At 60.7% G+C, this 4,267-nt stretch carries 6 protein-coding genes and 1 pseudogene; 6 read left to right on the top strand and 1 reads right to left on the bottom strand.

What is annotated here, in order from left to right; translation table 11 throughout:
* Nucleotides 1-47 precede the first annotated feature (47 nt).
* Nucleotides 48-845, top strand: a complete 798-nt coding sequence (ppk2, locus tag AC3WQZ_RS35475) for a polyphosphate kinase 2 (RefSeq protein ID WP_011615440.1) — start codon at nucleotides 48-50, stop codon at nucleotides 843-845.
* 163 nt (nucleotides 846-1,008) lie between these two features.
* Nucleotides 1,009-1,215, top strand: a pseudogene (locus tag AC3WQZ_RS35470) (MFS transporter); the annotation flags it as partial.
* 26 nt (nucleotides 1,216-1,241) lie between these two features.
* Here AC3WQZ_RS35470 and AC3WQZ_RS35465 read toward each other — a convergent pair.
* Nucleotides 1,242-2,102 carry an MBL fold metallo-hydrolase gene (locus AC3WQZ_RS35465; protein WP_058698032.1) on the bottom strand — a complete coding sequence of 287 codons (861 nt, stop codon included), beginning with the start codon at nucleotides 2,100-2,102 and terminating at the stop codon, nucleotides 1,242-1,244.
* An 84-nt stretch (nucleotides 2,103-2,186) separates the two neighbouring features.
* Between AC3WQZ_RS35465 and AC3WQZ_RS35460 the strand changes: the two genes are divergently transcribed.
* From AC3WQZ_RS35460 to AC3WQZ_RS35445, 4 genes are all read left to right on the top strand, one after another.
* Entirely contained in the window at nucleotides 2,187-2,525 is a 339-nt protein-coding gene (locus tag AC3WQZ_RS35460) for a metalloregulator ArsR/SmtB family transcription factor (RefSeq protein ID WP_492302140.1), read from the top strand.
* Complete coding sequence (locus tag AC3WQZ_RS35455) at nucleotides 2,519-2,953, top strand: YeeE/YedE family protein (RefSeq protein WP_492297433.1); 435 nt, start codon at nucleotides 2,519-2,521, stop codon at nucleotides 2,951-2,953. Before AC3WQZ_RS35460 ends, AC3WQZ_RS35455 begins: the two co-directional genes overlap by 7 nt.
* Nucleotide 2,954: 1 nt before the next feature.
* Nucleotides 2,955-3,386: a DUF6691 family protein gene (locus AC3WQZ_RS35450; protein ID WP_492302139.1), complete on the top strand. Its 432-nt coding sequence runs from the start codon at nucleotides 2,955-2,957 to the stop codon at nucleotides 3,384-3,386.
* A 373-nt stretch (nucleotides 3,387-3,759) separates the two neighbouring features.
* Nucleotides 3,760-4,267, top strand: a 508-nt coding sequence (locus AC3WQZ_RS35445; protein WP_492302138.1) for a hypothetical protein, incomplete at its 3' end; no start/stop codon positions are given.

Raw genomic sequence — 4,267 nt, 5'->3', positions numbered from 1 at the left:
CCCTTTCCCACCCGATGCGCCCGACTCAAGTGAGGTGAACCATGAAAATGAAGACAAGTAGCAAGACGGCTCCATCCGAGGCAAGCGCCCTCTCCCATGACAGCTATGAGGAGAATCTCCACCTGCTTCAAATCGAGCTGGTCAAACTACAGAAGCACTTCATTTCCTGCAGCGACCGGATTCTGGTGATTTTTGAGGGAAGGGATGCGTCTGGGAAGGATGGGACCATCAAGCGCATTGTCGAACACCTCAGTCCGCGTGAAACGCGCGTCGTCGCACTGGGGAAGCCATCCGACCGTGACCGAGGCTCCTGGTACTTCCGCCGCTATGCGGCCGAGCTGCCTGCGGCCGGCGAGTTCACCCTTTTCAATCGCAGTTGGTACAACCGGGCCGGTGTGGAACATGTGATGGGCTTCTGCACCAAGGACGAGCATGAGGAGTTCATGGCAAGTGTCCCAGAGTTCGAACGGATGCTCGTGCGTTCCGGAATTCGTCTTATCAAGTACTACCTTGACATCAGCAAGGCCGAACAGAAGAAGCGCATCGAAGAGCGCCGCCGGGACCCGCTAAAGCAGTGGAAAGTCAGCCCCATTGACGAACAAGCGGTATCGCTTTGGAAGAAATACAGTAAGGCACGGAACGAGATGTTTGCTCGAACCAGCGACATCGTGCCATGGAACGTCGTGCGCGCCGACGACAAGCATGTCGCACGCCTCAGCGTCATCAAGGATCTACTGACCCGCCTTCACTATGCGCACAAGGACGCTGAGCTGATTCGCCCTAATCCGGAAGTTGTGTTTCCTTATGCAGAGGAACATCTTCTGAGCGGGGCGATTTCGAAGTGAGACGGTAGCGCAGCACGAACTTGTGACCTGCGAGGATGGATGAGATGAAGACCAGCATCATTGAAGTTGGAGGCCTGCTGTCCGTTCTGAGCAGGGGCGGAGGCTAATTGGGTCGCTGGCAGCACTACGGTGAAGTATGACGAAGCCGTAACAAGCCCGAGGGATGACCGGGCTGGGCATGGCGATGTTGTACCCCAATCTGAGCGCTGCGGTAGCCGACATCGCACACCCCAGTTGGCGGGCGTCCGCCATCGGCATCTACCGCTTCTGGCGCGACCTCGGGTATGGCATCGGCGCGCTCTGCCTGGGCGCAGCTGCGGCGCTCGGTGGCCGCGTCGAGAGTGCATTCCGGTTCGTCGCCATCGCAATGGGAACAACAATTGAAAACAACCTGCCTCAGATGACGTCCAGAGGGATTTTTAGATAGCGAACGCCATTCGCATCGGGCGGCGGCAACTCCCCGGCTCGTATATTGACTTGCACCGACGGCAGAAGCAGCGTCGGCATCGCCAGCGTCGCATCGCGCGCCCGGCGCATGGCCACGAACTGTTCCTCGCTCACGCCGTCATGCACGTGGATATTGCCTTCGCGCTGAGCGCGCACCGTCGTTTCCCATGCAGGCCCGCGCCCCTCGGGCGGATAGTCGTGACACATAAAGAGCCGTGTATTGCTCGGCAGGTCCAGCAGCCTGCGGATGGAGCGATACAACTCGTGTGCGTCGCCGCCCGGGAAATCGCAGCGAGCCGTGCCGACGTCCGGCATGAACAGCGTATCGCCGACAAAGACCGCGTCCCCAATCTGGTAAGCCATGTCGGCGGGTGTATGCCCTGGCACATGAATCGCCCTGCCGGTCAGGCCGCCGATGGCAAACGTCGCTCCGTCGTCAAACAGGTGGTCGAACTGCGACCCGTCGAGCCGAAACTCAGGCTCCAGGTTAAAAAGCGTCTTGAAGACCCCCTGTACGTTGCGGATGTTCTGGCCTATTGCTGTCTGGCCACCCAGGTGTCGCTTCAGGTACGGCGCGGCAGACAGGTGGTCGGCATGCGCGTGCGTCTCGAGAATCCACTCGACTCTCAGTCCATGCGCGCGCACAAACGCAACAACCTTATCAGCACTTGCCGTCGATGTCCGACCCGCCTTGGGGTCGTAGTCCAGCACCGAGTCGATGATGGCGCACTCGGGGCGCCCCTCCTGAAAGACCACGTACGTCACAGTCCAGGTCGCAGGGTCGAAGAACGGCTGGATAGTCGGGTGCATGCTCGCCTCCTTGGATGCAGTACATTCTATTCACACACATTCTATTTTTCAATATAATATTAACAAGCAAAATGTAAACGACCTATGGACCAGCCCCACCCCGCCATCGACCTCGCCAGCATGCAAGCTGCTGCGGCGCAGGCCTGTGCCCTGCTCAAGGTGCTTGCCAATCCGGACCGCCTGCTGCTGATGTGCCGCCTGTCCCAAGGCGAGCTGTCTGTCGGTGAGCTGGAGGAACAGCTCGGCATCCGGCAGCCGACGCTGTCTCAACAGCTCGGTGTGCTGCGCGAGAACAGCCTGGTGGCCACGCGCCGTGACGGCAAGAGCATCTTCTATTCGGTGGCGAGCCCCCAGGCGCTTGCCGTCATGGCGGTCCTTTATGAACAGTTCTGTGCCAACCCCGATCAGGAGGCGACATGCTGATTGACCTCGCTAACTTCACGCCCGGCCTGTCACTGGTCGGCGGGCTCATCATCGGTGCGGCGGCCGCCGTGCTGCTGCTGTTCAACGGCCGCATTGCCGGCATCAGCGGCATCTTCGGCGGCCTGCTTAGCCTGCCTCGAAAGGACATGGCCTGGCGCCTGACCTTCCTCGCTGGCCTGGTTGGCGCTCCTGTGATTGCGAGCATGCTCGGCAAGCCCGCCATTGCGGATATCCAGGCAAGCTGGGGCGAAATCCTGGCCGCCGGCTTCCTGGTCGGCCTTGGCACCCGCTACGCCAGCGGCTGCACCAGCGGCCATGGCGTGTGCGGCATCTCGCGCGGCTCCATCCGCTCGCTGGTCGCCACCCTCACCTTCATGGTGGCGGGATTCCTGACTGTCTTCGTGCAACGGCACCTGATTGGAGGCTGATATGACCGCCATGACTGCACTCGTCGCAGGCCTGCTATTTGGCATTGGCCTGATGGTCTCCGGCATGGCCAACCCGGCCAAGGTGCTGGGCTTTCTTGACCTTGCAGGAACCTGGGACCCGTCCCTCGCTTTTGTGATGGCCGGTGCCATTGTCATTGGCTCGCTCGCCTTCCTCATCGCCAAACACCGCAAACGCTCCTTCCTGGGGCTGCCTGTGCAACTGCCGGCCAGCACGGCCGTAACGCTGCGGCTGGTACTGGGCAGCGCCGCCTTCGGCGTCGGCTGGGGTCTGGCCGGCTTCTGCCCTGGTCCCGCGCTGGTTGCCCTGGGCGCTGGCTATCCGAAGGCCATTGGCTTTGTGGCAGCAATGGTGGCTGGCATGCTCGTGTTCGAGGTCGCGGAGCGCGCCAAATCAAGCATGCAACGGGCGTAAGCACGCCGGCACTGGCAGCGAAGTGCAGTTGGATAGAGGCGTGGCAGAGGAACAAACAATGCGCCGCAGGGCTGGCGCCGACGGGCGAAGTGGCGCTTTACACGGTTCCCGCTGACTTGCTGCCCTCATAGTCGATTTCCAGGTATTCCGCCGCCGGATTTGTTCCTGGCCAGACCGTTTCCTGGCAACCGGAGCATTGCTGCTGAGGGCATCCGCAAAAATGGTCTGCGCAGATTGCTCCTGCGCAGACCAGCACATCGATGGGACTGAACACCCGGTACACCCATCGCTTCGTTGATCCCAATCAACTCAAATCCCTGACCGCCGCATACCTTGGACTAGGAACCATCATGTTTTCATAGGAGGATCTCCCATGTCCACCAACCATCGCCTCTCTACCCTTATCACTGCGGCCGCCGTGCTAGCGTGGGCGCCAGCAGCTTTCCCGGCGTCGCCGGCTACCGGCATTGAGCATGAGCAGCACCATCCTGAAAAGCGGCAAGATAAGGCTCCGGTCGTAACTCCCGGAGTTTCCAGCGATGCAAAGCTGGACGCCCAGGTTGCCCACCTGCGTGCCATCAGAGAGCGGCTTTCGCGTGCCAAAACGCCGGAGGAGCGTCAGGCCCTCTTGGCTGAACGCCATCAGGTCATGCAAGATGCAATGGCCATCATGCAAAAGGACATGATGAAAATGGGCGGCCCTGCTCGTATGGCTCCTGGCAAGAGAGTCGCCAAGGGAAACGCCCCATCAAATCAAATGCAGATGTGCCAAGACATGGCGGGTAGTCACATGGCGTTCATGCAGGAAATGATGCAGACGATGGCCAACGACCAAGGCATGGGCCCGGGCATGGGCATGGGTCCGGGCATGGGTCCGGGCA

This window comes from Cupriavidus sp. FW305-26, assembly GCF_058787975.1.
Note: the sequence above shows the minus strand (reverse complement) of the source record. Positions and strands in the feature narration are given on the sequence as shown.

What these genes read in the sequence shown, in the direction of transcription:
- ppk2 (WP_011615440.1), top strand. Translation starts at nt 48, where the DNA reads ATGAAGACAAGTAGCAAGACGGCTCCATCCGAGGCAAGCGCCCTCTCC.
- AC3WQZ_RS35465 (WP_058698032.1), bottom strand. Translation starts at nt 2,102, where the DNA reads ATGCACCCGACTATCCAGCCGTTCTTCGACCCTGCGACCTGGACTGTG.
- AC3WQZ_RS35460 (WP_492302140.1), top strand. Translation starts at nt 2,187, where the DNA reads ATGGACCAGCCCCACCCCGCCATCGACCTCGCCAGCATGCAAGCTGCT.
- AC3WQZ_RS35455 (WP_492297433.1), top strand. Translation starts at nt 2,519, where the DNA reads ATGCTGATTGACCTCGCTAACTTCACGCCCGGCCTGTCACTGGTCGGC.
- AC3WQZ_RS35450 (WP_492302139.1), top strand. Translation starts at nt 2,955, where the DNA reads ATGACCGCCATGACTGCACTCGTCGCAGGCCTGCTATTTGGCATTGGC.